The 26,976-nt window shown below is 61.5% G+C and carries 24 protein-coding genes; 12 read left to right on the top strand and 12 right to left on the bottom strand.

Features of this window, described 5'->3' with window-relative positions; translation table 11 throughout:
- Positions 1-248, bottom strand: a 248-nt coding sequence (locus NKJ08_RS23675) for an ArsR/SmtB family transcription factor (RefSeq protein ID WP_352783569.1), incomplete at its 3' end; no start/stop codon positions are given.
- 250 nt (positions 249-498) lie between these two features.
- On the opposite strand from NKJ08_RS23675, the gene NKJ08_RS23680 reads away from it, so the two are divergent.
- From NKJ08_RS23680 to NKJ08_RS23695, 4 genes are read left to right on the top strand one after another with little or no spacing between them, the layout of a single operon-like run.
- Complete coding sequence (locus NKJ08_RS23680; RefSeq protein WP_352524850.1) at positions 499-1,377, top strand: ABC transporter permease; 879 nt, start codon at positions 499-501, stop codon at positions 1,375-1,377.
- Positions 1,374-2,195 (top strand): ABC transporter permease, encoded by an 822-nt coding sequence (locus NKJ08_RS23685; RefSeq protein WP_352524848.1) that lies wholly within the window; start codon positions 1,374-1,376, stop codon positions 2,193-2,195. Before NKJ08_RS23680 ends, NKJ08_RS23685 begins: the two co-directional genes overlap by 4 nt.
- A 22-nt stretch (positions 2,196-2,217) precedes the next feature.
- The gene (locus tag NKJ08_RS23690) at positions 2,218-3,360 is read left to right on the top strand and encodes an extracellular solute-binding protein (protein WP_352524847.1); all 1,143 of its coding nucleotides are present in this window, start codon (positions 2,218-2,220) and stop codon (positions 3,358-3,360) included.
- On the top strand, positions 3,353-4,528 hold the full coding sequence (locus NKJ08_RS23695; RefSeq protein ID WP_352524845.1) for an ABC transporter ATP-binding protein: 1,176 nt from the start codon (positions 3,353-3,355) through the stop codon (positions 4,526-4,528). Before NKJ08_RS23690 ends, NKJ08_RS23695 begins: the two co-directional genes overlap by 8 nt.
- Positions 4,529-4,553: 25 nt before the next feature.
- Here NKJ08_RS23695 and NKJ08_RS23700 read toward each other — a convergent pair whose 3' ends face one another.
- The 10 genes from NKJ08_RS23700 to NKJ08_RS23745 all read right to left on the bottom strand — a co-directional run bounded on the left by NKJ08_RS23700 (position 4,554) and on the right by NKJ08_RS23745 (position 15,255).
- Positions 4,554-5,531 (bottom strand): branched-chain amino acid ABC transporter permease, encoded by a 978-nt coding sequence (locus tag NKJ08_RS23700; RefSeq protein WP_352776921.1) that lies wholly within the window; start codon positions 5,529-5,531, stop codon positions 4,554-4,556.
- Position 5,532: 1 nt separating this feature from the next.
- Positions 5,533-6,420 carry a branched-chain amino acid ABC transporter permease gene (locus tag NKJ08_RS23705; RefSeq protein WP_352783575.1) on the bottom strand — a complete coding sequence of 296 codons (888 nt, stop codon included), beginning with the start codon at positions 6,418-6,420 and terminating at the stop codon, positions 5,533-5,535.
- A gap of 7 nt (positions 6,421-6,427) precedes the next feature.
- Entirely contained in the window at positions 6,428-7,138 is a 711-nt protein-coding gene (locus NKJ08_RS23710) for an ABC transporter ATP-binding protein (RefSeq protein ID WP_352524840.1), read from the bottom strand.
- Positions 7,131-7,904 (bottom strand): ABC transporter ATP-binding protein, encoded by a 774-nt coding sequence (locus NKJ08_RS23715; RefSeq protein WP_352524838.1) that lies wholly within the window; start codon positions 7,902-7,904, stop codon positions 7,131-7,133. The genes NKJ08_RS23710 and NKJ08_RS23715 overlap by 8 nt, the downstream gene beginning before the upstream one ends.
- 11 nt (positions 7,905-7,915) lie before the next feature.
- Positions 7,916-9,124, bottom strand: coding sequence for an ABC transporter substrate-binding protein (locus NKJ08_RS23720; protein ID WP_352783578.1), 1,209 nt, complete (start codon positions 9,122-9,124; stop codon positions 7,916-7,918).
- 345 nt (positions 9,125-9,469) lie between these two features.
- Positions 9,470-10,462, bottom strand: coding sequence for an ABC transporter ATP-binding protein (locus NKJ08_RS23725; RefSeq protein WP_352524834.1), 993 nt, complete (start codon positions 10,460-10,462; stop codon positions 9,470-9,472).
- Positions 10,459-11,481 carry an ABC transporter ATP-binding protein gene (locus NKJ08_RS23730; protein ID WP_352524832.1) on the bottom strand — a complete coding sequence of 341 codons (1,023 nt, stop codon included), beginning with the start codon at positions 11,479-11,481 and terminating at the stop codon, positions 10,459-10,461. Before NKJ08_RS23730 ends, NKJ08_RS23725 begins: the two co-directional genes overlap by 4 nt.
- Positions 11,471-12,445, bottom strand: coding sequence for an ABC transporter permease (locus NKJ08_RS23735; RefSeq protein WP_352524830.1), 975 nt, complete (start codon positions 12,443-12,445; stop codon positions 11,471-11,473). The genes NKJ08_RS23730 and NKJ08_RS23735 overlap by 11 nt, the downstream gene beginning before the upstream one ends.
- Positions 12,445-13,473, bottom strand: coding sequence for an ABC transporter permease (locus tag NKJ08_RS23740; RefSeq protein ID WP_352524828.1), 1,029 nt, complete (start codon positions 13,471-13,473; stop codon positions 12,445-12,447). Before NKJ08_RS23740 ends, NKJ08_RS23735 begins: the two co-directional genes overlap by 1 nt.
- Positions 13,474-13,581: 108 nt before the next feature.
- The gene (locus NKJ08_RS23745) at positions 13,582-15,255 is read right to left on the bottom strand and encodes an ABC transporter substrate-binding protein (RefSeq protein ID WP_352776922.1); all 1,674 of its coding nucleotides are present in this window, start codon (positions 15,253-15,255) and stop codon (positions 13,582-13,584) included.
- Positions 15,256-15,559: 304 nt separating this feature from the next.
- Between NKJ08_RS23745 and NKJ08_RS23750 the strand changes: the two genes are divergently transcribed.
- The 8 genes from NKJ08_RS23750 to NKJ08_RS23785 all read left to right on the top strand — a co-directional run bounded on the left by NKJ08_RS23750 (position 15,560) and on the right by NKJ08_RS23785 (position 25,788).
- Positions 15,560-16,285, top strand: a complete 726-nt coding sequence (locus tag NKJ08_RS23750; protein WP_352524824.1) for a LuxR family transcriptional regulator — start codon at positions 15,560-15,562, stop codon at positions 16,283-16,285.
- 171 nt (positions 16,286-16,456) lie between these two features.
- Complete coding sequence (locus tag NKJ08_RS23755) at positions 16,457-17,356, top strand: proline iminopeptidase-family hydrolase (protein ID WP_352524822.1); 900 nt, start codon at positions 16,457-16,459, stop codon at positions 17,354-17,356.
- Between the two features lie 286 nt (positions 17,357-17,642).
- Positions 17,643-17,891, top strand: coding sequence for a hypothetical protein (locus NKJ08_RS23760; RefSeq protein ID WP_352524820.1), 249 nt, complete (start codon positions 17,643-17,645; stop codon positions 17,889-17,891).
- Positions 17,892-18,168: 277 nt separating this feature from the next.
- A complete protein-coding gene (locus NKJ08_RS23765) occupies positions 18,169-20,907 on the top strand; it encodes an AMP-binding protein (protein ID WP_352783584.1) in 2,739 nt (912 codons plus the stop codon).
- Complete coding sequence (nadE, locus tag NKJ08_RS23770; RefSeq protein WP_352524816.1) at positions 20,904-21,887, top strand: NAD(+) synthase; 984 nt, start codon at positions 20,904-20,906, stop codon at positions 21,885-21,887. Before NKJ08_RS23765 ends, nadE begins: the two co-directional genes overlap by 4 nt.
- 3 nt (positions 21,888-21,890) lie before the next feature.
- Entirely contained in the window at positions 21,891-23,912 is a 2,022-nt protein-coding gene (asnB, locus tag NKJ08_RS23775) for an asparagine synthase (glutamine-hydrolyzing) (protein ID WP_352783587.1), read from the top strand.
- Positions 23,909-25,465: a class I adenylate-forming enzyme family protein gene (locus NKJ08_RS23780; RefSeq protein ID WP_352524812.1), complete on the top strand. Its 1,557-nt coding sequence runs from the start codon at positions 23,909-23,911 to the stop codon at positions 25,463-25,465. Before asnB ends, NKJ08_RS23780 begins: the two co-directional genes overlap by 4 nt.
- Before the next feature lie 56 nt (positions 25,466-25,521).
- Positions 25,522-25,788 carry an acyl carrier protein gene (locus NKJ08_RS23785; protein WP_352524810.1) on the top strand — a complete coding sequence of 89 codons (267 nt, stop codon included), beginning with the start codon at positions 25,522-25,524 and terminating at the stop codon, positions 25,786-25,788.
- Positions 25,789-25,874: 86 nt separating this feature from the next.
- Here the strand turns inward: NKJ08_RS23785 and NKJ08_RS23790 are convergent, their stop codons facing one another.
- Complete coding sequence (locus tag NKJ08_RS23790) at positions 25,875-26,567, bottom strand: N5-glutamine methyltransferase family protein (RefSeq protein WP_352524808.1); 693 nt, start codon at positions 26,565-26,567, stop codon at positions 25,875-25,877.
- Between the last annotated feature and the right edge of the window lie 409 nt (positions 26,568-26,976).

Consider the following 26,976-nt stretch of genomic DNA (forward strand, 5'->3'; position numbering starts at 1 on the left):
TAACAGATTTTCTGATTGCCTTTCTTCGCTTTCCGGTTCTCGGTGCGGATCAGCCCCGCATCCTCTAGCACCTGGATATTGGTCGAGACGGTCGACTGCGGCAGCGACAGCACGGCGGCGATTTCGTTAACATTCATCGGCCCTTTCTCATGCAGCAGTTTCAGCATCGAGATACGCGTCGAGGAGGCAAGCCCCTTGAGCACGGCAATGCCTTCCTCAGGTTCGATCACCAGAAAATTGCGACTCATGAAATTGCCCGGCCCACGCAAATTTATATCCGAAATTATCCTGTATATCGGGATATCTGATTTAATCAACGTGCAGGCAGAACCCCGAGCATTTTGTTGAATCCAGCAGAGCGATGGTCGCGCGGTGGCCCTGCACAGAATTCGTGCAGGAGCCATATGCAGAGTGGACACCTGAACGCTGATCGCCCAATCTAGTCCGCAGCCGAGCCCGGTGATGGCGGCTCGCACACATAAACTGGTTGGACGGGTCGTGACCAAAGGGTGGAAATTATACGATCAGCGGCTGGCCTGGGTCCTTGTCGCGCCTGTGCTTTTGCTGCTTACCCTGCTTCTGCTGCTGCCGATCGCGATGATGACGGTCTATACATTTTTCACGTTCGTCACCGCGGGAGTGGAGTCGGCGGTGCTGACCTTCGACAACTGGAAGGAATTCCTCACCGACAGCTACTATCACGGTTTTCTTTGGAAGACCGTTCGCGTCGGCGCCATCACCGCAGTGATCTGCGCGATCCTTGGCTATTTCCCCGCCTATTTCATCTGGGCCACGACCTTCAAGCACAAATGGCTGCTGTTGCTGCTGCTCATCGTGCCGTTCTGGATCAGCTTCACCATCCGAACATTCTCGTGGATCCATATTCTCGGCGAACAAGGCCTGATCAACGTCGTGCTCATCAGGCTGGGGGTCATCAACGAGCCGTTGCCGATGCTCTACACCGAGGGCGCCGTCATCATGGGGCTGCTGCATTTTCTGCTGCCCTACATGATCCTGAACGTCTATGTCAGCCTGGAAAGCATCGACCGCACCCTGATCGCCGCCGCCCGCTCGATGGGCTGCACCAGCGCACAGGCATTTCGCGAAGTGACCCTGCCGCTGTCGATGCCGGGGCTGGGCGCCGGGCTGTTGCTCTGCTTCGTGCTGGCGGCCGGCTCCTATGTGACGCCGCAGCTGCTCGGAGGAAGCCGCGACGCGCTGTTCGGCAACCTGATCTACGATACCATCATGGGGCAGCTCAACTGGCCGATGGGCGCTACGCTTTCCATCGTCCTGTTCGTCCTGCTCGGCGCGGCCGCGGCCGGCTACAGCCGCTATATGGGCCTGTCGCAGATCATGAAGGGTCTCAGTGCATGAGAGCGGAACACCCCGATCGGGAAGGCAGATGGGCCTGGCGGCTGACCGGCGTGATCACGGTGTGCGTCTATGTCTTCATGTTCGCGCCGATCCTTGCGACGGTCGTGCTCTCCTTCAATGCCTCGATGTTCGGCGGCTTTCCCCTCACCGGCTTCAGCCTGCGCTGGTATGAAAAGCTGCTCACCAACGAGCCGGTCCTCGACGCCTTCCGGACATCGATGTGGATTGCCCTGGTGACGGCAGCGGTAACGACGCTGCTCGGCATCATGGCGGCATTGGCGCTGGTGCGCTTCGAGTTCCGTGGCAAGCAGGCGATCAACACGCTTGTCATCCTTCCCGCGCTGGTCCCCGAGACGATACTCGGCGTCGGCTTGCTGGTCATGATCAAAGCCATCGATCAGCCGCGCAGCATGACGCTTCTGGTGCTCGGCCACATTCTGCTCACGCTCCCCTACGTGGTGCTGATCGTCCAGGCGCGCATGGTCGGCATCAAACGCTCCTATGAGGAGGCAGCGCTATCGCTCGGGGCGCCGCGCGTATCGACATTCCGGGAGATCACGCTGCCGCTGCTCGTTCCCGCAGTGCTTGCCAGTGTGCTGCTCGCTTTCACCATCTCGTTCGACAACACCTCGGCCAGCCTGTTCTGGCGGCCGGCGGGCGTCGAGACCATGCCGACGCAAATTCTTTCTATGCTGAAGATCTCGATCAGCCCCGAGGTGAACGCGCTGGGCACTGTCATGATCCTTTTGACGGTCGGCATCCCCTTGGCTGGCGGGCTCATCCTGCAAAGCCTCAGCTGGTTCAAGGCAAGCAAGTGAAAATGAAAATGGGAGAACGGAAATGAAACTGACAACCACCAAACGACTGGAACGGCTCAACGAACGCTATGCCAATGGCGACATCAGCCGGCGATCATTCCTGACGCTGACGGCGGCCGCCGCCGCGGCCACCGGGCTTTCCATGCCTTGGATGGGACGCGCCCTGGCCGCTGTCTCGGAAGTGCGCTTCGACGGATGGGGCGGCGTGGTGCAGGAGGCGATCGACAAGTACGCCTTCCAGCCCTACACCGCCAAGTCCGGCGTCAAGGTCGTCCAGGGTACCTTTGGCGATGAGAACGAGATCATCACCAAGATCAAGACGTCGAAGCCGGGCGACTTCCAGATCGTCCATTCTTCGGGCGTCAACTACTACATCAAATACGTCAATGGCGGTTTCAATTCGGAGATCAACGAGGCGAACATCCCCAACATGGCCAATGTGCTGACTGCCATGATCGACCCGTTCCGCAAGATCACGCCGAAGCTGTCGGCAGTGCCATATGATTACGGCACCACCGGCATCGCCTACAACAACAAGGTCATCTCGCCGGAGGAAGCCAAGGAAAAAGGCGCCAACCTGCTCGCCGACAAGAAATATGCCGGCAAGATCGGCGGCTACGCCGATATGACGACACGCGTCTGGTATGCGGCGCTGCAGACGAAACAGGACCCCAACAACATCCAGGACATGGATGCGGTCTGGGCCAAGGTTCGCGAGACCCGCGACCTGGCCAAGAAGTTCTGGAGTTCCGGCGCGGAATTGATGGACCTCCTGTCGAGGAACGAGATCGTCGTCACCGACGCCTGGTCCGGACGCGTCGCCGCCCTGCAGCAGCAGGGCCAGCCAATCGGCTATCTCGATCCTGCCGGCTCATACGCATGGATGGAGGACATGCTGGTGCTTAAGGGATCGCCGATGGCCGAATGCGAGGAGCTGATCAACTTCATGCTGGATCCGGCCACGTCGATCGCCGTCGCCGAGGGCCAGAACTATCCGCCATCGCTTGACCCGACCAAGGTGAAGCTGACCGATAAGATCGCAGCGCTTCCGGCCTTCGACCCGACCGGATCGATGAAGTCGCTGACCTTCGCCGATCCGCTCTACTGGGCGAAGAACGAAGACGCCTGGACCAAGCAATGGGACAGGGTGTCGAAAGGTGCATGACGACAACAGCCACGACCAGCAGCCCCGGCCGGCTTCGGCCGGGGCTGATCGCGACCCGCTCGCCCAGGGCGAGAGCCAGCCGATAGGAAAGCCTGCGGTCGAGTTTCGCGACATCGATATTTTCTACGGCAAGTTCGCAGCGGTTCGCGATTTTTCGCTGGCGATCCGCAAGGGCAGTTTCGTCACCTTGCTTGGGCCGTCCGGCTGCGGCAAGACGACGATCCTGCGATCGATCGCGGGCCTGGTCGACATCTCCAGTGGCCAGATCTCGATCGGCGGAAAGCGGGTCGACGACATCCCGATCTACAAGCGCAACATCGGTCTGGTGTTTCAGAACTACGCGCTCTTTCCGCACAAGAACGTCTTCGACAACGTCGCATTCGGGCTGAAATACAGGAACGTGCCGAAAGCCGAGATCGTGCGCCGGGTCAAGAAGGCGCTGGATATGGTGCGGCTTCCCGGCAGTGAGACAAAACTGCCCTCACAGCTCTCGGGTGGCCAGCAGCAACGCATCGCACTGGCCCGCGCCATCGTTTTCGAGCCGGAAGTGCTGCTCATGGACGAGCCCTTGTCGGCGCTCGACGCCAATATGCGCGAGGACATGCGCGTCGAGATCAAGAAAATTCAGAAGGAGACGGGAATCACCGCCATCTTTGTGACGCACGACCAGGAAGAAGCCTTGTCGATGTCCGACCGCATCGTCGTGATGAATGCCGGACTGATCGAGCAGATCGGCTCCCCCGAGCAGGTCTACGACCAGCCGGCCACCGCATTCGTCGCGAATTTCCTTGGCAAGGCCAACATGCTGCCTGGCAGCGTGACGGCGATGGACGGCAAGATGGCGACGATTGCGCTCACCAGCGGCCATGTCGTAAAAGCGGCCGCGCCCAAGGCGCTCGCGACCGGCAGCGCGATCACCGTCGTCGTTCGCCCGCAGAAGCTTACCGTCGGTACCGTTGGCGCGGTCAACAGGCTCGCGGGACGGATAGTCTCGACCTCCTATCTCGGCGGCAATGCGGTCTACGAGATCGACATCGGCGCCGGCACGCAGGTGCGTGCCAACACGCTGATTGACGGCCGGCCGCTGCGCGAAGGCGAAGCGGTCGATGTCTGCTTCGAACCGCTGGCGTGCGTGCTTCTCGATGCGCAAGGCGTTCGCATTGCATAGCGAGGAGGCGCTAAGTCGTTCGACCTCAGTCTTTCGCGTCAGCCTTTGGCTCGAGAAACCGCGCATAAACCTCACCGACAATGCCGCGCCGGAAAACCAGCACGCAGACCATGAAGGTCAGACCGGTGGCGATGGTCACCGGAAAGTTGGAGGTGGCGAGCGTGTTTTCCAGGCCGACGACCAGACTGGCGCCGATGATCGGCCCAACCATGGTGCCAATGCCACCGAGGAGCGTCATCAGGATCACCTCGCCCGACATTTGCCAGGTGACGTCGGTGAGTGTGGCAAACTGGAAAACGATCGCCTTCAGCGCGCCGGCCAGCCCGGCCAATGTTGCCGACATGACGAAAGCCGCCAGCTTGTAATTGGCGACCGAATAGCCAAGCGAAATGGCGCGGTTCTCGTTTTCCCGGATGGAACGCAAGATCATGCCGAAAGGCGAGTTGACGATGCGCCAGACGGCGAACACGCCGATCAGGAAGACTGCCAGCACGAAATAATAGATGTTCATCGAGACATTCAGGTCGAGCATGCCAAGCAGCCTACCGCGCGGCACGCCCTGGATGCCGTCCTCACCTCCGGTGAAGGACGCCTGTACGCAGAAAAAGAAGAACATCTGCGACAGCGCTAGCGTGATCATGGCGAAATAGATGCCTTGCCGCCGGATGGCAAAGAAGCCCATGACCAGGCCGAGCAGGGCCGCGCCAAGGACGCCGAGCAGGATGCCCGCTTCCGGCGGCCAGCCCCAGACCTTGACCGCGTATGCGGTGAAGTAGGCCGCCCCGCCGAAGAATGTCGCATGGCCGAAGGACAACAGCCCAGTGTAGCCGAGCAGAAGATTGAACGCGCAGGCAAACAGCGCAAAGCACAGCATCTTCATCAGGAAGATCGGATAGACGAAGAAAGGCGCCACCAGCAGCGCTAGGATGCCGAGCCCCACCAGCGTCCATTCAAGCCATGCCGAACTTTTGGCGCGCCTCTCGCGAAGTGTGAGTTCGGCCATCTCAGGCATCCCTTCCGAACAGGCCGGCGGGCCGGACCAGAAGCACGATCGCCATGATGACAAAGACCACCAAATTGGAGGCTTCGGGATAGAAAACCTTGGTCAGGCCTTCGGCGAGGCCAAGCATGTAACCGGTGACGATCGCACCCAGGATCGACCCCATGCCGCCGACCACGACAACGGCGAAGACGACGATGATGAGATCCGACCCCATCAGCGGGCTCACCTGATATATCGGCGCGGCGAGAACCCCCGCAAGCCCCGCTAGAGCGGCACCGAGGCCGTAGGTAAGGGTCAGCAGCAACGGCACGTTGACGCCGAAAGCCTGGACCAGGCGAGGGTTCTCCGTTGCCGCCCGCAGATAGGAACCCAGCCTGGTCTTCTCGATCAACGCCCAGGTTCCGAAGCAGACGATCATCGAGGCGACGACCACCCAGCCGCGATAGTTGGGCAGGAACATGAAGCCGAGATTGGTGCCGCCGGAGAGCAGCGGCGGCACGGAATAAGGACTTCCTGATACGCCATAGTAGTAACGGAACACGCCTTCGAGCACGACCGCGAGGCCGAAGGTGAAAAGCAGGCCATAGAGCGGGTCGATATCGTAAAGCCTCGACAGCGCAAGGCGCTCGACCACGATGCCGAAGCCGCCGACGATCAGCGGCGACAGGATCAGAGCCGGCCAGTAGCCGATGCCGAACCGGGTAAGAAGCAGGTAGCCGATGAAGGCGCCGAGCATATAGAGCGCGCCATGAGCGAAATTGATGACGCGAAGCAGGCCGAATATGACGGCCAGGCCCAGACTCAACATTGCATAGAACGAGCCGTTGATGAGGCCGACCAGCAACTGGCCGAGGAAAGCCTGAACGGGTATTCCGAAGATCATCGTCATGGCGCCATCATACACCCAGCACTTCATGCAGCAGCGTCATGCGGTCCGGCAGTTCGCCGACCGGGAAGCCCGCCACGACCTTGCCGTGCTCCATCAGGTAGAAACGATCGGTGACGCGGCTGGCAAAGCGGAAATTCTGCTCGACCAGCAGGATCGTCATGCCGCGCTTTTTCATTGTCGCCAGCAAATCGCCGATGCGCTGCACGATGACGGGAGCCAGGCCCTCGGTCGGCTCATCGAGAAGCAGCATTTTCACGCCGGTTCTCAGCATGCGCGCGATCGCCAGCATCTGCTGCTCGCCGCCCGACAGCCTGGTGCCGGGGCTGTTGCGTCGCTCCTTCAGATTGGGGAAGAGATCGAATATTTCCTCCACGCTCATGCCGCCCTCGGCGACGATCGGCGGCAGGACCAAATTCTCGTCTACGGTCAGTGTGGCGAAGATGCCGCGTTCCTCGGGCACCAGGCCAATGCCTTGATGCGCGGTCCGGTGCAGCGGCAGGCGCATCAGATCCTTGCCGTCGAAAGCGATCTGGCCGGTCCGCTGGCGGATCAACCCGACAATGGCGCGCAATGTCGTGGTCTTGCCGACGCCGTTGCGGCCCAGCAACGTCACCGTTTCACCTGGAAAGACCTCCAGATCGACGCCGTGAAGCGCGTGGCTCTCGCCATACCAGGCGTTGAGGCCGCGGACTGCAAGAAGAGGCGCGGCGTCACTCATCGGCGGTGCCCATATAGGCGATCCTCACCCGTTCGTCGCGACTGACCGTGGCGTAGTCGCCGGCGGCAAGGATCTCGCCGCGCTGCATGACGGTTATCCAGTCGCAAAGATCGGCCACCACCGTCAGATTGTGCTCGACCATCAGCACGGCGCGATCCTTGGCCACCGAGCGGATGATGTCGGAAACCGTGCGCACATCCTCATGCCCCATGCCGGCCATCGGCTCGTCCAGCAGCAGCACTTTCGGGTCGAGCGCCAGCGTCGTGGCGATCTCGAGCACGCGTTTCCTGCCATAGGAGAGATCGGCGGCGGGCCTGTTCTTCGCATCGTCGAGGCCGACCGACCGCAAAAGCTCCTCGGCGCGCGGCGTCAATCGATCGAGCGCGGCCAGCGAGCGCCAGAACTGAACGCTGAGCCCGCCCGGCCGCTGCAGCGCGACGCGCACATTGTCGAGCACGCTGAGATGCGGAAACACCGCCGAGATCTGGAACGAGCGCACCAGGCCCATCCGCGCGACCTTAGCCGGCGACGTGCGGGTGATGTCGTGGCCGAGCAGTTCGATCCTGCCGCTCGTCGGCGGCAGGAACTTGGTGAGCAGGTTGAAGACGGTGGTCTTGCCGGCGCCGTTTGGCCCGATCAGCGCGTGGATATTGCCGTGGTAGAGGTCGAGATCGACATTCCTGACCGCAACGAAGCCGGCGAAGTCGCGCCGCAGGCCGCGGGCGGAAAGCACCACCCGCGGCCCATTCGGTTCGGGCGGCGCCATCGGCCCGCCAATCACTCGCTGGCCGTGGGACAGCCGCTTTCCTTGGGGCTCAGGAACGCCTCGCTGCCGGGAATTGTGGCAAGGGGTTTGTAGTAGTCCCACTCCTTGGTGCTCTCGCTCGGCGACTTGACCTGATAAAGATACATGTCGTGGACCATGTTGCCGTCGGACTGTACTTTGCCGTTCGCCGTAAAGACGTCGTTCACCGGCATCGAATGCAATTCCTTGGCGACGGCTTCAGTCGCGTCGGTGCCGGCCTTGTCGATCGCCTTCAGATACTGCGTCACCGCTGAATAGGTTGCGGCCTGGATCATGTTCGGCATACGTTTGGTGCGTTTGAAGAAGCGCTGGGCGAACTCGCGGCTCTTGTCGTCGCGATCCCAGTAGAAGTCTTCGGTCAGCACCACGCCTTGCGCCGCCTCGAGGCCGAGCCCATGCACCTCGGCCAGCGTGAATAGAAGCGCTGCAAGGCGCTGACCACCCTGCACGATACCGAATTCGGCCGCTTGCTTGATGGAGTTGGAGGTGTCGAGGCCGGCATTCGCCAGCCCGATGACCTTGGCGCCCGACGATTGCGCCTGCAGCAGGAAGGATGAATAGTCGGTCGAGCCGAGCGGATAGCGCACCTCGCCAACCGCCTTGCCGCCATGACCCTCGACGAACTTGGCGGTCTGCTCCTTGAGCGAATAGCCGAATGCATAATCGACGGTGACGAAGAACCAGCTGTCGCCGCCTTGCTGAACGAGAGCGCCACCGGTTCCTACCGCCTGCGAATGCGTGTCATAGGCCCAGTGGAAGCCGTAGGGCGAGCACTGTTTGCCGGTGAGCTCGGTGGTCGCGGCGCCGGTAACGATGTCAATTTTCTTTTTTTCCTTGGAAATCCCCTGGACGGCGAGCGCCACCGACGAGGTGGTCAGTTCCATGATGGAATCGACCTGTTCGGTGTCATACCACTGCCGCGCAATGTTGGAGGCGATGTCCGGCTTGTTCTGGTGGTCGGCGCTGACGACCTCGATCGGCGCTCCTTGCACCTTGCCGCCGAAATCCTCGACCGCCATCTTGGCGGCCTCGACCGACCACTTGCCGCCGAAATCGGCATAGACGCCCGACTGGTCGTTGAGAATGCCGATCTTGACCTTGCCGTCGGAAATCTCGGCGGCTGAGGCAGGCATCGCAGTCGCTGCAAGAAGCGCGGCCGAGACCAGGTATGATATCTTCATTGGTGACTTCCTCCCTTATGGTCGACAACAGCAACATGTCGGCGGCTGCCTGCTGCGGCACGAAGAGTGGCCTCCCGCAACTCATCCTTTCCGCGCAAAATCACGCAGCGCTGTGCGGCCGCCTATGCCCGTCCCTCAAATCGTAGCATCGCTCGGCAACGCGAGAACAGTTACTTTAGTATTAGGTTCGCGGTGCCAGGCCGCGCACCGTCGAAGCGCAACATAGGGCCGGATCGTGCGGGGTCCAGATGGCGCCTGGTCGCGCCGAAGCAGACGCGCGCCGTCATGAAATTCCGGACTGAACGGTCGTGATCAGACGTTGTAGCTGAACGGGAACTTCTGTTCTCAACCGCCGGCGGGATGATGGCATGCAACCAGGCGGCCTTCGCCAATGCTTTGGAGAAGCGGACGCTCGCTGCGGCAGGTCGGGGTGGCGGCCGGGCAACGGGTGTGGAACCGGCATCCAGAAGGTGGGTTCATCGGGCTGGGCAGGTCCCCCTTGAGCACCAGCCGCCCGCGCCGCGCCCGGTCGATGCTGGGTATCGGCACGGCGGAACGCAGCGCCGCGGTGTAATGGTGTCTGGGCGCCGCAAAGACCTCGTCGGTCGGCCCGCTCTCCACGATCGATCCCAGATACATGACTGCCACGCGCGTCGAAATCTGACGCACCACGGAAAGGTCGTGGGCGATGAACACATAGGTCAGGTTGAACTCCTCGCGGAGATCGGCGAGCAGATTGACGATCTGCGCCTGGATCGACACGTCGAGTGCCGAGACCGGCTCGTCGGCCACGATCAGCCGTGGCCGGAGCGCCAGCGCGCGGGCGATGCCGATACGCTGGCGCTGGCCGCCGGAGAATTCGTGCGGATAGCGCGATGCGTGCTGGGGCGACAAGTCGACCCGGCGCAGAAGCTCGGCCACCCGATCCGCCATTTCCGATGCCGAGAGGCGTTCATGGATACGGAATGGATCGGCCAGCAGATCGCCGACCCGCCGGCGCGGATTGAGCGAAGCGCTGGGATCCTGAAAGACCATCTGCATCTGCCGCCGCAACGGACGGAGCTGACGCTGGGAAGCATCGGTGATGTCGCGGCCCTCGAATTCCAGCGACCCCGAGCTGATTTCGGTCAGACGCACCAGACACCGGCCGAGCGTGGACTTGCCGCAACCGGACTCTCCGACGATGCCGAGGGTTTCCCCCGGCCAGATGTCGAGCGACACCGTATCGACCGCATGCACCGTCCGGCGCTGCGCCGGGAAGATCGAGCGGCCGACGCTATAACGTTTCGACAGATCGCCGGCGCGAAGCAGCGGCTGCTCGCGTGGCATGGCATTCATCGTTGCATCTCCACGCCGCCAGGCCTCTGGACGGCGAACTGTCTGCGCGTGGCCTCCGGCAACAAGCAGGCGGCGCGATGGCTCTCCCCTCGCATGATCGGCAGCTGGACCAGACAGGCGTCGTGGCGAAAGGCGCAACGGGGGCCGAAGGCGCAGCCTTTCGGCAGATTGGAGAGCGAGGGCGGAATTCCTGGGATGGCGGCGAGCCGGGCCGGACGTGGTCCCTCCATTGGCGGGATCGAGCCGAACAAGCCCCATGTGTAGGGATGCAGCGGCGCCCGGAACACGCTGCTCTTGCCGCCCTCCTCGACAAACCGTCCGCCATACATCACCAGCACCCGGTCCGCGACTTCGGCGACGACGCCAAGATCATGCGTGACCAGGATCACCGCGGAGCCGAACTGGTCGCGCAGCCGTCCGATCAGTTCGAGGATCTGCGCCTGCACGGTAACGTCGAGGGCTGTGGTCGGTTCATCCGCGACGAGCAGCACCGGGTTGCACGAGAGCGCCATGGCAATCACCGCACGCTGGCGCATGCCGCCGGAAAGCTGATGCGGGTAGCCGTCGACGACCCGATCCGGATTTGCGATGCCGACCGCATCCAGCAATTGCACGGCCCTCGCCCGCGCCGCTTTCGCCGACACTTTTTCATGCGCGCGCACCTGCTCGCCGATCTGGTTGCCGACCGTATGCACCGGGGTGAGCGCTGACATCGGATCCTGGAAGATCATCGCGATCTGGCGGCCGCGAATGGCATCGAGCGCGCGCCGCTTGAGCCCTATCAGCTCCTGTCCCATGAAACGGATGGAACCGGAGACGATAGCGTTGGGGCTGTCGATCAGCCCCATGATGGCGAGCAAGGTCTGGCTTTTGCCAGAACCGGATTCGCCGACCACCCCGACGATTTCGCGCTGCTCGACGGCAAACGAGACACCTCCCACTGCCCGCACCAGGCCCTCGTCGCTGCGGAAGGAGACAGTGAGATCCTTGACCACCAGAAGAGGAGCATCAGCCGACATTGCGCGCCCTCGGGTCGATGATGACGAAGACGACGTCGACGACGAAGTTTGCCATCACCACGAAGAAGGCGGCGTAGATCACCGTGGCCAGGATCATCGGCAGATCGAGGGTCTGCAGTGCCTCATAGGTCAGTTTTCCGACGCCCTGCAATCCGAAGACCACTTCGGTCAACAGCGCGCCGCCACCGACCAGGGCACCGAAATCGAGGCCGAACATGGTAACGAACGCGACCAGCGAGGTTCTGAGGCCATGATGCAGCAACACCCGGCGCTCGCCGATCCCCTTGGCCCGAGCGGTGCGGATGAAATCCTCCTGCATCATCTCGATCAGGCTTGCCCGCAGCACCCGGCCGTAGAGGCCGACATAGAGGGTTGCCAGCGTGAACCACGGAATGACGAGCGCCTTGAACCAGCCCCAGGGGTTCTCGGTCAGGGGGATGTAGCCGAGCGGAGGAACCCAGGAAAACAGCCAGCTGTCGTGCCAGCGGCTTTGCGTCAGCAGGTTGGCGACCTCACCCAGCCAGAAAACCGGAATGGACACGCCGACCAAGCTCAGGATCATCAGCGCCCGGTCGACGAATGTACCGCGCGTTGCGCCTGCGATCACCCCGACAATCAGTCCGCCCAGCACCCACAGCACTGCCGCGCCGCTGACCAGCGACAGCGTCACGGGGATGGCGCTTATCACGGTGGGAATGACGCGTTGCCCGCGATTGACGAAGGAGGTGAGATCCCGGCTGACAAAAAGCCGGTTCATCATCAGCCCATATTGCACCGGCAATGGCCGGTCGAGACCGAAATCGTGGCGGACTTGGATCAACGTCTCTTGCGAAGCATTGCGGCCGGCAATGCGCGCCGACGGATCGGCGCCGGGCGTCGCAAAGAAGATCAGGAAAGCGACGACACTGATGCCGAACATGACCAGCACCATCTGGCCGAGCCGGAAGCCGAGCGCGGCAACCACTAGACGCCCCTCGGCGAGGATTTCGGATCAAGCGCGTCGCGCACCCCGTCCCCCAGAATGTTGAGGGCCAGCACCGTGATGACAATGGCAAGCCCGGGCGCGAGTGCCACGACCGGCCGCGAATAGAGCAGGCCCTGGCCGTCCTGGATGATCGTGCCCCAGCTGGCATCCGGCGGCTGCACGCCGATCGACAGGAACGACAGCGAGGATTCTGTCATCATGTTGAGCGCCAGGATCAACGGCACGAAAACGATAATCCGGGTCACCACATTGGGCATGATGTCGCGCAAAAGGATGCGCCAGGGCGACGCGCCTAAACCGATCGCAGCGGTTACGAATTCGGCATGCATCAAGGTCAGGACATGGCCGCGGATCGGCCGCGCCACATAAGGCACATAGACGATGCCGATGATGAAGACCGGTAGCCAAAGGCTGCCGGAGCGGATTTCGAATGGACCGATCTGGATACTCTGCGCAATCAGCACGATCGACAGCGAAATCGCCAGCAGGAAAATCGGAAAGGCCCAGAGCACGTCGAGAATGCGCGACAGGCCGATGTCGACGATACCGCCGAAGAACCCGGAAACGACCCCGAGAAACGTCGCGAGGACGAGACACAGCACGGCTGCAGCACCCGAGATCAACAGCGAATCCCGTCCGCCGTAAAGCAGCCGCGCCGCGACGTCGCGGCCCTGGTTGTCGGCACCGAGCAGATAGGGGCCGATGCGCCAGGTCGGCCCGATCGGCGTCATGCCGAGGCCAAGGCCTTCGGTGGAGGGCTGCAGCACCGGCTGGGTCACCCCATCCACGACGATCTCGCCATTGAGATTGGTCACAAATGGATCGGTGCCGGAGACATATCGCGCATAAAGCGGCGCCGCCAGCGAGGCGATCACGATGACAACGAGCACGGCGAACGCAGATATTGCCGAACGATCGCCTTTCAGCTTACGCCATGCCGTGCGCCACGGGCCATCGGTGGCCCGGCGAACCGGGATGGCGGGCTGGTCCGCAATGACATTGACCATGAACAGGATTGCCTAGGAAAAATCTCGGCCTGGAAGATGCGCTGATCCGGCGCAAAAGGAAATGCGACGGAGAGCCGGCGGCGCTCCGTCGCATTGGGCTCCCCGGGGTTATTCCACCCAGGATTGGCTGACGATCCAGTAGAATTGCGGGCTGAAGGTGAAGTTCTTCAGCCTGGACGAGATGACATCGACCCGCTTCGGCGTGAACAGGACGGCGACCGGAGCCTTGTCCGTCACAGCCTTGTCGATGGCGGTCCAGAGTGTCGCGCCCTTGGCCGGGTCGACGATAGTGGCTGTTTCTGCCTCGGCCATCGATGCGTCGATCGACTTGTCACAGAAACCCGAAATGTTGACCGATGCGTCGGAACCCGGCGTGAACGAGGCACAGCTGAACAAGACCTGCAGAAAATTCGATGGCGCCGGGTAATCCTGGAACCATTGCGAGATCGAAATCTGCACCTTGTTGTTGGTGTTCTGGATGTAGGTGAACTGGATGTTCTGCGAGATCGGCTTGACCGACGTCTTGTAGCCGAGCTGGTTGAGCACATCCTGCAGATAGACGCCGATCGCCTTGGAGACGGTGGTGTCCTCCGTGATGATCGTCACCTCCTGACCTGCGGTTCCCGATTCAGCAACCAATTGCTTGGCCTTGTCCATATCCGGTGCGGACCACTTCTCGCCCGGATTGGCGGTAAACGGGCAATAAGCTGCAAATGACGGGAAGCCCGGCGGCAGGATCTGACAGGCCGGCTGCGCCAGATTGCTGCCGCCGAAGAGCTTGACGATCGCGGCGCGGTCGATGGCGAAGTTCACCGCCTGGCGAACGCGGATGTCGTTGAACGGCGCCAGATTGTTGTTCATCGGCGCATACCACATCGCCGTCAGCGGATGAACCGTGACCTGGCCGACATATTTGGTGCCGAGTTCGGCGAGACGGTCGGACGGCGGGGGATCGAACATCCAGTCCGCCTGCCCGTTCTCGACCGCCGTCACCGCCGCCTCGTCGGTAAGGCCGAATTCATAATCGATCTCATCCGGATATCCGGCCGGCTGCGCTTCCTTGCTCCATTCCTTGAAGTGGGGATTGCGCACGATCTTCATCAGCTTGTTGGGGTCGTAGCTTGCGATCATGTAGGGTCCGGTGCCCGGGATCGGATCGGTGCCGGCGTCCTTGAGCGGCGCGCTCGCCGGCAGGATCGACGCGTGCGGAACGGCCAGCTTCTGCAGGAACTCGGCATCCGGCTGGACCAGGTTGAAGGCAATGGTTCCGGCAGCATCGTCGACCGACAGGCCACCTTCGAGAGTACATGTAGCGGGCGCCTTCAAGCACGCATCCGCGCCGATGATGCCTTTGTAGAAGGTCCCGGCCGTCGGCCCGCTGATCTTGAAGATGCGCTGGAACGAAGCGACTACGTCCTTCGTGGTGACATCGGAGCCGTCGGCGAACTTGATGCCCTTGCGCAGCTTGAACACATAGGTCTTGCCGCCGTTCTCGACCTGCGGGAGGCTTTCCGCCAGATCCGCGACGACCTCGAAGCCGGTCTTGTCCCCGGCCTTCTTGTAGGTCACGAGGCCATCGTAGAGGACATAATTGATCTGGAAATACTGCAACGTGTAGTTGATGTGTGGATCGGCGGTGCCGGCCGCGGCATTGGCCAGCAATCGGAGTGTGCCGCCTGGCTTACCCTCCGCCGCCAAGGCGCCGCTCGCCGGCGACATCATCGTCATGCCGAACAGAGCCAGGCCGGGTATCAATGCTGCAAGTGCTTTTTGGGGTCGCATATTTGTGTTCCCTCAAGGAGACGTGTCGGCTTTTGCCGCGCTGAACCCGGTCGATCGACCATGGCGCGGCTGAAAAACAGTCCTGGGTCTGCGAACGGCGTCCGCTACTTCGCCCAATCGCAAAAGACTACGGCGAGCGAAGCCGAAGGGGAAAGCTATTAAGATAGATAGGGTCGGACAGGCTTGTCCCCGCCTATTTGTTGAGCACCCAACCGACCTGGCTATTTGACAAGCAATGGCCAACGGGTAAGCTTGCCGGATGCAAAGCCTTCCAGGCGATCTAGAGAGCCGGTTCCGAACGGGGATGAGCATCGACGCTGCCATGGCGGTGGCGACGGAGGTGCTGGAGCCCATCGGTTTCACCGCGTTCATCTACGACTATACGCCCGTGCCGGTCAGCCACAACGGCGAGCTTATCACGCCCTCGCTGATGGCTCTGCGCAACGTCCCGCGCGACATGCAGGATCTCTGGTGCAAGGGCGGATATTATCAGCTCGACCCGGTGCAGGAGGCCGCGCTCGCCGTATCGAGACCGTTCCTCTGGTCGCACAACGGTGTTCAGAGCACCGTTATGCAGCGCGTGCTTCAATCCAAGCATGATCCCGTCGTCAGCTATTTGCTCGACACCAGGATGACTTGCGGCGTCACCGTCCCCATTCGCCTTGCCGGCGGCGATCTCGCCACCTTCACCGCGATCCGTGCCGATCCGGAGGCCGGGTTCGAGACCGAAGCCAGACATTTCATCGCCGAGATCGGCGATCTCAGTCATCTGCTGCATGATTCCGTCTACGCCGGTTTCGATGCTGGAATCCGCACCTGCCAACATGTCCATCTGACGTCGCGCGAACGCCAGTGCCTGCGCCTAGCCGCTGCCGGACTGACGGCCAAGCAGGTCGCGCGCGAAATTGGCCGCGCGGTGCCAACCGCAACGCTGCACCTCAACGCCGCGACACGCAAGCTTGGCGCCCGCAACCGCTTCCATGCCATCGCGCTCGCCGCCCACTATCGGCTGCTCGAACCGGAGCATTGAGGCTCGCGATCCGAGGGCGACCGGCCTCGCCCGGGCAAACCTATAACGAGCAAACCTATAAATAATGCTAGCTGTAAATGCGCCGGGCCGCTTAGTACCGTCGGCCGCAAAACAAGGCTTGGGAGGGCCCGCACTTTGGCTCCTGCCGCGCCAGGATGCGGAGCTTAGACTGTGACGGCACATGCGACCACCGAAGGATTTAGCGACTACAAGGGTTATCGCACCTGGTACCGCATGACTGGGGACCTCGGTTCGAGCCAGCTGCCCCTGGTCGTCGCTCATGGCGGACCGGGCTGCACGCACGACTATGTGGATTCTTTCAAGGAGCTTGCCGACACCGGACGAGCCGTCATCCATTACGATCAGATCGGCAATGGCAAATCGACCCATCTGCCGGACAAGGGCGGCGACTTCTGGACCGTCGATTTCTTCCTGGGCGAGCTCGATGCGCTGCTCACCCACCTAGGCATTGCCGACCGCTACGCTCTGCTCGGCCAGTCCTGGGGAGGCATACTCTCGGCCGAGCACGCCGTGCGGCGCCCTGAGGGACTCAAGGCGTTGATCCTGGCCAATTCGCTGGCCTCAATGGCGCTGTGGGTGGAAGGGGCTCAGCAATTGCGCGCCGGGCTGCCTGCTGATGTGCAAAGTGCGCTCGACCGGCACGAAGCGGCGGGAACCACCGATCATCCGGAATATGTTGCGGCGACCAAAGCCTTCTACGACCGCCATGTCTGCCGCGTCGTTCCGATGCCGCCAGAGGTCGCCCGGACATTTGCGGCAATCGAGGAAGATCCGACCGTCTATCACACCATGAACGGCCCCAATGAGTTCCACGTCATCGGCACGATGCGGAACTGGACCATCGTCGACCGCCTGCATCAGATCGAGGCGCCGACCCTGGTTTTCCGAGGCTTCTACGACGAAGCGACCGAGGCCTGCGTCCAGCCCTTTCTCGATCGTATTCCGCACGTCGAAGGCCTGGTTTTCCCGAATTCAAGCCACATGCCGCACGTGGAGGAAAAGCACGACTGCCTCGCCGCCGTCGGGCGCTTCGTGGCCAAACACGATTGACCTTCCAGCAACACGCCTGGTCCGCTCAAACGCATCGTCGACGCCGCGCAGACGTCATGAAGACAGGTTCAGAAAACCTCGAACGGCCCTGCTGCCCCTTGCGCCGCCGACGCCCATTGTGATGGCTCTGCATTGGACGGCTCGCCGAGACTTAGTCGCTGAGAAACCTGACGGATACGGAGTGCGAGGGGACCCGATGCTGTCGACCCCCGAGTTTCGCTAAGCGCGTTGCAACCGAATTCATTAGCTGGCGTTAAAGTGCGGGTGGTTTAGCGGGAGGCTTTTCATGCAGACGTATCTCGTCGAGCGTATGGACGGCGACGATGTGATCTCGGTGCGCGTCGTCAACGCGCCGAGTCCGTTCAGAGCCGCAGCCATGGTGACGGATGGGCATGTTACCTTCCGAACATGGGAAAAGGATTGGATCCGCGTGACTGACGAAAATCGGGGACAGATCTATGCATATTGTTTTGTCCCCGGCAGCTACTCCGACACCGAACCATTGCCGGTATCGCCCGGGAAAACCGCAGAATAGGCAATGTGCCTGAATAGCGGCAATTTCCGTCTTCGATCCTACTTTGGCATGTGTGCAACAGGCGTTGCCAACTTGGCACGAACGCCAGTGCTCGCCGCGTCATGCGCGCCGCGCGCACCCAACGAGCCCGGCATGATTGGGTCGGCCGGCGGTTTGCGAAACAGACGAAGTGACTAACCAAGCGTCCTTGGGTGAAGATCGGGGCATCATCAGAATGATCGATGAAAAGATTGGGGCGGGGGGCGATAAGTGACCCTAATCATAGCGTGGGCGGCTCATGTCTTCGGCATATTTGGGATCAGAAGTCGCGGATCAGGATCTAGCAGTGGATTGTCAGACAACGACCTCCAATGAATGGTCAAGTGTCCCACAATACGCACTGGATCAGGATGGTCCCGTACTGCGCCCATTTCAAAGCTTGGGCGCCGATTTTACCAACATTGCCGTCTTCGATCACCTGAGAAATATCGTCCGCCAGTACCCCGACAAGCTTGCAATCAGCGACGGCGCCAATCGTCTGACTTATTCTCAGCTTCTCCGGTCTATTGAGACGCTGTCCTGCCAGATCGCTGCCGCCATCCCAGACGGACAGCCGATAGGAATTCTTCAGGCCAACTCGGCCTGGTATCCCGTGGCGATGCTGGCAAGCATGACGGCTGGGCGGCCTTCGGTGCCACTCAACGCGCGAGATCCTAGCTCGCGGATCCTTGAAATCGTGGCGGGGGCGCGGCTCTCAGCCATCCTGGGCGAGGGCAATGTCCGACCCGCCGGTTTGCCTCACCAGGTCAGTTGGATCGATGTGTCGACCAGTGCGGCCTCGCAATCTGGACAAGTGCCTCAGTCTTGTTCCGTCTCGGTCGATGCGTCCGCCATCGTGCTTTATACCTCAGGGAGCACGGGCCGCCCCAAAGGCATCGTTAACAGCCAGCGCAGCCTGCTGTGCCGGGTCCAGCAATATGTCGATGCATGCCACATCAACTCGGATGATATTTTCCTGCCATTGACCGGACCCGCCACAATCGCCGGGTGTCGGGAGATTCTCGCAGCCCTTCTCACCGGCGCTACCTTGCATCTGGTCGAAGTCGAAGCGGTCGGCTTGCGCGCCGTTCAACGCCTGGTGCGATCCGAAGGCGTGACAATTACCTATCTGGTGCCGGCGCTGCTTCGCGCGCTCATGGCAGACGGACCTGCTGAAGCGTTCCATTCACTTAGAGTCGCCCGGATCGGTGGCGAGAAGGTGCCCTGGACCGACATCGCCCTGCTGCGCAAGGCCGTCTCCGATACGTGCCTCATCCAGATCGGTTACTCGTCAACCGAGACCACCGGCTCGCAATGGTTCTTGCCGCGAGACTGGCCGGAGCATGGAGATTCGGTTCCAGTTGGTTGGCTGCTCCCGGGAATCACCTTCGCAATCGTCGACGAAGCGGGCCGCTGCGTTCAATCGGGCCGCAGCGGAGAGCTTCTGATTAGGAGCCCGTATGTCTTGCTTGGCCATTGGGAGGACGGGGCCGTTGTGCCGGCGGCGTCAGACCCGGATGATCCAGGCCTTCGGATTTTCGCGACAGGTGACCTTGTCCGACTTGATGATCAAGGCCTGCTGCACGTCGTCGGTCGCAAGGGGCGCCAGATAAAGATCAACGGCCGACGCGTCGAGCCAGCCGAACTCGAACGGGTGCTGCGTTGCGCGCCCGCTGTTGCGGATGCCGTGGCAATCGTGACTGCAGCCAATGAGCTAGTCGCCTTTGCCGTTCCTCGGCGCTCGGCCGAAGCGACCTTATCGGACGAGCTTCGCCAGCTTGTCAGGACCAATCTGCCGCCGCCGCTGCGTCCCTTGCGGTTGCACACGATCGCCGAGATTCCGCGTCTGCCGAGCGGCAAAGTCGACATCACGACCCTTGCAGAGATGGATCTTTCAGCCAGAGAGACAGCAGCGACGGCGCGTCCGCTCGAGCCGCGAGGCAAGCTGACGGCGCAGCAGATCGTCCAGCGGGCATGGACCAGCATCCTCAATACGCGCGTGGCGGCAGGACGCTGGGATGACGCTGGAGGAGATTCGCTGAAGCTGCTGCACTGCGTCATGGAGATCGAAAGCGCCATTGGGCAGGAGCTCGGTCTTGAGGCCTTCACCGTCGGGATGAGCGTGGACGAAATGGTCAAGGCGGTCGTGTCTGCACAGGCAGGCGACCAAAGCGCGCGCGCCCAGAAGCACGACCCTCCAATTCTTTTTCTGTTCCCGGGGTCCGTCGGCTATGGCCCAAGCCTTGCTGCCTTTGCAGCAGCGATGGGCAAGATCACCCGCGTTGCCCCGATCAGGTATCCGGCCCTGGCTATGATACTGCGCGGGCAAAACAGCCTCGCCGACATGGCCGATGCCGCCGTCGAGCAGATCCGCCGCGCTCAACCCTCGGGTCATATACGACTTCTCGGCCATTCGCTCGGCGGCGCTGTCGCTTTCGAAGTTGCGGCGCGGCTGCTGGCCGCGGGGCGAACCGTAAAGTTCCTCGGCATTCTCGACACCAGTCTCGTCGGCGAGCGAAGCGCCCGCTGGGAGACGTTTACGCGCACCTTCAATCGAATCCGAACCAACCGCGTATCCGCTTACCGGATGGCTTGCCGGGCCCTCGCGAAAGTCGCCGTGGCAATGAGGCGCGAGGCGCAACTGGTCCGGTTTCTCGATCGCTTCGCTCAGGGACAGTTTAACGCTACGAGTTTTAGAACCAAACTGGAACTGCAAGAGGTTTTGCGGGCGCGAGCTTTCTTCCAGTGGGTGGCAGAGCCAAAGCCGGCGCTGCCGATCACAGGCACCCTGTTCCGCTGTGCTCGACCCGGAATGCCTCTGGCCATCGGCTGGGATCGCGTCTTCGCCCATCTGGACGTGATGCCAATCGTCGGCACCCACATCGATATGGTCGTAGAGCCTCACCTCGCCACCAACCGCCCCCTTATCGAGAAAGCGGTGGCGCAAACCTATTCGCCAACCGAGTCTCGCAAACTGGAGTACAAGCCATCGACGTGATCTCAACATTCGGCAAGGATGCGCTGGTGCTCGACGCTGGCGCGGAGGTCGATGGCATCGTCCAGATCCTGCGCCAGCAGGTGTTTGGTACGCTGCGACGTCGAGGGGTGGTTGTCGGCCTCTCAGGCGGCATCGACAGCTCCGTCGTCGCGGCGTTGTGTGTTCGCGCCTTCGGGAAAGACAAGGTCCTCGGAATATTCATGCCGGAGCGCCATTCCTCCGGCGACTCGCTAAGGCTTGGCCGCACTGTCGCCGCACAGCTTGGCATCGATACGATCCTGGAGGACATAACACCGGCCCTCGAAGCGATCGGCGCCTATAGTCGGCAGACCGAGGCAATCCAGACTGTCGTTCCCGAATATGGGGACGGCTGGAAATGCAAGCTGGTGCTCGCGTCGGTTCTCGAGAGCAACGGTCTCAACATCACGCGCCTCACGGTTCAGGACCCTGAGGGCAGGACCGACACGGTGCGTCTGCCGTCGGCAGCCTATCTGCAGATCGTCGCTGCAACCAATTACAAGCAGCGCCTGCGCAAGATGACCGAGTACTACCATGCCGACCGCCTCAACTACGCGGTAGCGGGCACGCCGAACCGCCTGGAGTACGATCAAGGCTTCTTCGTCAAGCAGGGCGACGGAATTGCCGACCTGATGCCAATCGTTCACCTTTACAAGACCCAGGTCTATCAGTTGGCCGAATATCTTGGGGTGGAGGAAGAGGTCCGGCGCAGACCGCCCACCACCGACACCTTCTCGATGGCGCAGAGTCAGGAGGAGTTCTACTTCGCGCTGCCTTATTATCTGATGGATCTGTGCCTCTACGGCTTGAACCACGGGATCGCCAGCGAAGACGTCGCTGAGGCCACCGCCCTCACCGCGGCGCAGGTCCAGAAAGTCTTCAAGGATATCGACAGCAAACGGCGCGCCGCACGCTATCTTCACGCGCGGCCGTTGATGTCCTCTTCGATGGGCGAGGGCTAAGCGATGTGCGGCATCGCCGGAATTGTGTCACTGAGCGCCGCCGCGCCGCCCCCTTCCCGCGATGCGCTGATGCGTATGGCGGGCGCCCTGGCGCATCGCGGCCCGGACGAGCGCGGCCTCTACCGGGACAAACGTGCGGGATTGGCGCATGCCCGCCTGTCCGTCATCGATCTCGCGAGCGGCCAGCAGCCCCTCGCTGGCGCGGGCGACACAATGTGGATCGTCTTCAACGGCGAAATCTTCAATTACGTCGAGCTGCGACAAGATCTGGTCGCGCTCGGTTATCGCTTCCGCACACGCAGCGACACCGAGGTCATCGTCCATGCCTATCATGCCTGGGGCGAGGCCGCCTTCGAGCGGATGAATGGGCAATGGGCAGTCGCCATCTGGGACTCAGTGGCGGGTCGTCTCGTCTTGTCGCGGGATCGGTTCGGCATCTGCCCGCTGCATCTTTGCGAGCATGGCGGACGGCTTTACTTCGCCAGCGAAGTGAAGGCCATTTTCGCGGCCGATGCGGATATACCCCGCGCCTTCGATCCAGCCGGCATCGACCAGACTTTTACACTCTGGACTGTCGTGCCGCCGCAAGCCGTATTTCGAGGAGTAAGCGAACTCACGCCGGGGCATGTCCGCATTTATGACAGCGGCGTCGTTCGCGAGCGGGCTTTTTGGAAGCCTAGCTATCCAGAGGTTGACGGACTCGGCGGTGATGAATTCACCGGCTCGCTTGATGACGCGGTGGAGGAAGTGCGCAGCGCCCTGGAGGCCGCGACGGCGCTAAGGATAGTACGCGCCGACGTGCCGGTCGGCTGCTATTTGTCCGGCGGGCTCGACAGCTCGCTTGTCGCCGGGCTGGGGAGACGCTTCGCGGGCGAGCGCTTCCAGACTTTCTCCCTGCGTTTTGCCGACGCCGAGTATGACGAGACGCATTTCCAGCGCCTGGTTGCCGGCGTGGCCGGCAGTGACCATCATGAGGTGGTCGTTTCGCGCAGCGATATCGCTGGCATCTTTCCTGAGGTGATATATCACACCGAGCGGCCTATCCTTAGGACCGCGCCGGCGCCGCTGTTCCTGCTCTCGAGACTGGTGCGCCAGCATGGCATCAAGGTCGTGCTGACTGGCGAAGGGGCCGACGAAATGTTCGCGGGCTACGATTTGTTCCGCGAGGGCAAGGTTCGCCGCTTCTGGGGACACCAGCCCGCCTCGACGCGACGCCCGCGGCTGCTGGAGCGCCTCTATCCTTACCTCAGCCGCTCGCCGGTGCAACAGCAGGCGATGGCACGCCAGTTCTTCGGGCGCGACATCCACGCCCACGACGCGCCTGGTTTTGCGCATGACACGCGCTGGCGTACCACAAGCGCCATCAAGCGACTGTTTTCGGCAGACATGCGCGCCCAAACGGAGCGCCGCAACGCCGTGTCCGAGCTGCTTGCCCGCCTACCGGCGGAGTTTTCGCGATGGGGCTCTCTTGCGCAGGACCAGTATATCGAGATCCAGACGCTTATGTCGGGATACCTGCTTTCCTCGCAGGGGGACAGGATGCTCATGGCCCATTCCGTCGAGGGGCGATTCCCATTCCTCGATCATGAACTCGTGACGCTCGCGAATTCGCTTCCGGCCGCCTACAAGCTGCGCGTGCTCGACGAAAAGCACGTGCTGAAGCGTGTCGCGCAATCGATCGTGCCGTCGGAAATCGTCGCTCGCAAGAAGCAGCCGTACCGGGCCCCCAACGCGCTTTGCTTCGTCGCAGATGGCGCTCCGGCCTATATTCGCGAAGCACTTTCGGAGGCGGCGCTGCGCGAGGCAAACGTCTTCGATCCGAAGTCGGTTACCCGGCTGCTGAGCAAGTGCCAGGCGAGCGCCGGCGGCGGCGACCTGTCCAACTCCGACAATATGGCGCTGGTCGGGGTGCTGTCGACGCAGCTTCTTCATCAGCAATTTATCGCGAGCCGTCCCAGTGGGGCTCGCACGCTCAAGCTCAGCGTCGATATCGACCGCGAGCATCGCGAAGAGGTGCTCGCATGATACACGGCGCCGTACCGCTCCTGCACGACTATCTCACCCACTCTGCCAGCCGGCTCGGCGGGAAGGTTGCCCTGGTGTGCGGCAACCAACGTGTCACCTATGGCGATCTCGATATGCGCTCGAACGCCATAGCGCACCATTTGAGCGAGGCTGGAATTGCGCGTGGCGATCGGGTGGTGATCTTCGCCGACAACACTGTCGAGGCCGTCGTCGCTTTCTGGGCCGTGCTCAAGGCCAACGCCGTGGTGTGCATCGTCAACCCGCTCACCAAAAGCGACAAGCTTGATTATCTGCTCAACGATTGTCGCCCGACGGCACTGATCACCGACAAACACCTGCACTCGATTTTCAGGGAGCCGGCGCGGAATTGTCCATCCTTGCGCTGTGTGATCGTCTCCGGGCCGATCGAACGCGACGATCTGCAAGAACTGCCGCATGCTGTGGGCTGGGACACTACGGTAGCGGCAGCCCGCAGCACGCCGCCCGCACGTCGCTGCATCGATATCGATCTCGCTGCAATCATTTATACGTCCGGCTCGACTGGCGAGCCCAAGGGCGTGATGCTGACGCACCGCAACATGATTGCCGCGTGCGCCTCGATTTCCTCGTACCTGGCGCTTGCCGAAGACGAGGTGATCCTCAACGTCCTGCCCCTCGCCTTCGACTACGGTCTTTACCAGATGATCATGGCGTTCCGAGCGGGGTCTCGGCTGGTGCTTGAACGCTCGTTCGCCTTCCCGGCGCAGATCCTTGGGCTGATTAAGCAAGAAAGGGTGACGGGTTTTCCCGGCGTACCGACCATCTTCGCCGCACTCGGGGAGCTCAAGTCGCTCAGGGATCAGGATTTTTCGAGTATTCGCTACGTCACGAACACTGCGGCCGCCCTGCCGCTCAAGCACATTCTCCTGCTTCAGGAGCTATTTTCTGGTGCCCGTATCTATTCGATGTACGGCCTTACCGAATGCAAGCGCTGTACCTACCTGCCGCCGGAGGATCTGGAGCGAAAGCCGTTGAGCGTCGGGATCGCCATCCCCAATACGGAAATGTGGATTGTCGACGAGCATGACAGGCGGGTCGGCCCCGGTGTCGTTGGCCAACTCGTCATCCGCGGAGCGACGGTGATGAAGGGCTATTGGGGCAAGCCGGAGGCGACGGCCAGGAAGCTCAAGCCCGGACCGCTGCCCGGTGAGCAGGTCCTGCACACCGGCGACTACTGCCGGATGGACGCCGAGGGCTACCTCTACTTTGTCGGTCGCGGCGACGAGATCATAAAATCGCGAGGGGAGAAGATAGCGCCGAAGGAGGTAGAAAATGTATTGATGGACATTGCGGGCGTACGGCAAGCCGCGGTCATCGGCGTTCCGGACGAGTTGCTCGGGCAAGCAGTGAAGGCTTTTGTCGTGATGGAGCAAGGAAGCATCATCGGCGAAAAGCAGTTGCAGAAAGAATGCCAGAGACGGCTGGAAAACTTCATGGTTCCGAAATCCATCGTTATTGTACCCAGTCTGCCGATGACCGACACGGGCAAACTCAAAAAAACGTCCCTGTCATGAGTCGGTATCAGGGCGAAGTTGATCAGCATTCATCTTTTGTACCGGAGGCGAAATCAATGTTATCTACCAAGGATAGAACCGATACCTGCAGCGATCAAATTCGCGCTTTCCTGGCGTCGAATTTCTATATAGCCGATCCGGAGAGCCTGGAGAGCGACACCTCGCTTCTCGACCAAGGCATCGTGGACTCGACGGGGGTGCTCGAGGTTATTGGCTTCATCGAGGAGACCTTCGGCATCACAGTCGAAGACAGCGAGCTCCTGCCCGAGAACCTCGATTCCATCGAGGGAATTGCGCAATATGTCAGGCGCAAGAAAAACTGATTGCCGGTATCTCGCGCATCTCTGTTTCAAATTCCGGGTGGTTTCAAGCCCCGACCACGCGTCTGAACCTGCCACGACTGCGGTTCTTACGCCTGCGCCTTCGTATGTCCCACAACCACCCTGCCCTCGCCGGCTTGGTTGGTGACTGCCCGGATACTCTCATAAGCCTTGGAACGCTCGAGCAAACTCATGACCTGCCGGTCCTGGCCAAGGCCAACCTCAAAAAGCAGGATGCCTCCGCGCCGCAAATAACGCGGCGCGTCCTTGAGCACCCGCATATGGATGCTCAGGCCGTAGGGGCCGGCTGCAAACGCTTCACGCGGCTCAAGCTCGACCAAATGCGAACGGTCGCCCTCGAGCCGTTTTTCCGAAATGTAGGGCGGGTTGCAAACGATCACGTCGATCGTGCCGTCAAGCTCCAAGCCGGAGAAGGCGCTGAACAAGTCGCCCTGAAGGACCGTTACCCGGTCCTCCATATCAAGATGGGTGACGTTGCGGCGCGCGACCTCGACGCATCCATCGGTAAGATCGCTTGCCCAGACGCGCGCGGTGGGAGCGTGGTACGCGATGGCGCACGCCAGATTGCCCGCCCCACAGCACATGTCGACAACGCGAGGCACCGGCAAGTTCAGTTGGCTCAGAACATCGAGAGCGGCCTTGCCGAGCAGTTCCGTTTCCGGTCGAGGAACAAGCGCGCCGGGCGAGACGAGCAACTGCAATCCCATGAAGGTGCTGCGGCCCCTGCCGTAGGCATCCGCAACATTGATCTCTTCGCTCATGACACTCGCCTCCCCGATTTTAGCCGGTGTTGGTGGCCGACAATTGCGTACCGATGAAGTGTATCTCAAAACCGTTGAACTCTCGATCGACAAAATCAAAACCCATTGGCCCCCCAGAGGCTTTGAAGCCGTGATGCTACAAAGATGATCATAAGCTTCTGCTCTGTGTCATGATTAGGAATATCTCCTTACCCGACCCGGTTATCCCCAGCCTGGCAAGCCAGTTGCCGAATTCTCAGCCTGACGTCACGATTTTGCTACATTTTAATCAAAGAAGGCACGTATGTAAGCAATTCGTAATGTTCCAGCAGCGAAGGGCGGAGCTGCTGCTTCCCGGAAGGTTAAAGTTTGTCCCTCATCGACAGAACCGACGAGATTGCGCGGCAATTTCGCGTCAAAGAGCGCACAT

The organism is Mesorhizobium sp. M0244, from assembly GCF_040321795.1.
Taxonomy (GTDB): Bacteria; Pseudomonadota; Alphaproteobacteria; order Rhizobiales; family Rhizobiaceae; genus Mesorhizobium.

What these genes read in the sequence shown, in the direction of transcription:
- NKJ08_RS23740 (WP_352524828.1), bottom strand. Translation starts at nt 13,473, where the DNA reads ATGGTCAATGTCATTGCGGACCAGCCCGCCATCCCGGTTCGCCGGGCC.
- NKJ08_RS23745 (WP_352776922.1), bottom strand. Translation starts at nt 15,255, where the DNA reads ATGCGACCCCAAAAAGCACTTGCAGCATTGATACCCGGCCTGGCTCTG.
- NKJ08_RS23760 (WP_352524820.1), top strand. Translation starts at nt 17,643, where the DNA reads ATGCAGACGTATCTCGTCGAGCGTATGGACGGCGACGATGTGATCTCG.
- NKJ08_RS23785 (WP_352524810.1), top strand. Translation starts at nt 25,522, where the DNA reads ATGTTATCTACCAAGGATAGAACCGATACCTGCAGCGATCAAATTCGC.
- NKJ08_RS23715 (WP_352524838.1), bottom strand. Translation starts at nt 7,904, where the DNA reads ATGGCGCCGCCCGAACCGAATGGGCCGCGGGTGGTGCTTTCCGCCCGC.
- NKJ08_RS23705 (WP_352783575.1), bottom strand. Translation starts at nt 6,420, where the DNA reads ATGACGATGATCTTCGGAATACCCGTTCAGGCTTTCCTCGGCCAGTTG.
- NKJ08_RS23710 (WP_352524840.1), bottom strand. Translation starts at nt 7,138, where the DNA reads ATGAGTGACGCCGCGCCTCTTCTTGCAGTCCGCGGCCTCAACGCCTGG.
- NKJ08_RS23750 (WP_352524824.1), top strand. Translation starts at nt 15,560, where the DNA reads ATGAGCATCGACGCTGCCATGGCGGTGGCGACGGAGGTGCTGGAGCCC.
- NKJ08_RS23720 (WP_352783578.1), bottom strand. Translation starts at nt 9,124, where the DNA reads ATGAAGATATCATACCTGGTCTCGGCCGCGCTTCTTGCAGCGACTGCG.
- NKJ08_RS23780 (WP_352524812.1), top strand. Translation starts at nt 23,909, where the DNA reads ATGATACACGGCGCCGTACCGCTCCTGCACGACTATCTCACCCACTCT.
- NKJ08_RS23690 (WP_352524847.1), top strand. Translation starts at nt 2,218, where the DNA reads ATGAAACTGACAACCACCAAACGACTGGAACGGCTCAACGAACGCTAT.
- NKJ08_RS23790 (WP_352524808.1), bottom strand. Translation starts at nt 26,567, where the DNA reads ATGAGCGAAGAGATCAATGTTGCGGATGCCTACGGCAGGGGCCGCAGC.
- NKJ08_RS23765 (WP_352783584.1), top strand. Translation starts at nt 18,169, where the DNA reads ATGTCTTCGGCATATTTGGGATCAGAAGTCGCGGATCAGGATCTAGCA.
- asnB (WP_352783587.1), top strand. Translation starts at nt 21,891, where the DNA reads ATGTGCGGCATCGCCGGAATTGTGTCACTGAGCGCCGCCGCGCCGCCC.
- NKJ08_RS23700 (WP_352776921.1), bottom strand. Translation starts at nt 5,531, where the DNA reads ATGGCCGAACTCACACTTCGCGAGAGGCGCGCCAAAAGTTCGGCATGG.
- NKJ08_RS23725 (WP_352524834.1), bottom strand. Translation starts at nt 10,462, where the DNA reads ATGAATGCCATGCCACGCGAGCAGCCGCTGCTTCGCGCCGGCGATCTG.
- NKJ08_RS23730 (WP_352524832.1), bottom strand. Translation starts at nt 11,481, where the DNA reads ATGTCGGCTGATGCTCCTCTTCTGGTGGTCAAGGATCTCACTGTCTCC.
- NKJ08_RS23685 (WP_352524848.1), top strand. Translation starts at nt 1,374, where the DNA reads ATGAGAGCGGAACACCCCGATCGGGAAGGCAGATGGGCCTGGCGGCTG.